The organism is Pseudoalteromonas sp. S3785 (genome assembly GCF_005887365.1).
GTDB lineage: Bacteria > Pseudomonadota > Gammaproteobacteria > Enterobacterales > Alteromonadaceae > Pseudoalteromonas.
In genome coordinates, this window is record NZ_PNCT01000216.1 from 1 (window position 1) to 247 (window position 247).

General features: G+C 42.1%; 1 pseudogene. It reads left to right on the top strand.

Annotated elements, in window-relative coordinates:
* Positions 1–247, top strand: a pseudogene (locus tag CWC17_RS19505) (response regulator); the annotation flags it as partial.

The window sequence follows — 247 nt, forward strand, 5'->3', positions numbered from 1 at the left end:
TTTATTAACAATCCGCAAGCCTTAGGCAAAGCTCTAATAGCCTGTCTGCAAACGGGTGACTTACCAAGCAAGGTTGAATTTAGGTATGACGACACCATACAGCACTTTGCCAGGAATGGTGTGTGTTCGCCTAGTGTGGTTGAGCTGTTTGACATGCTTAAAAACAAAGGCCGCTTACATGAGTTGTCTCTCCGTATATTAGTGAACTACGAAATGATACGCCTATTAATACTTAACAAGCCAGATA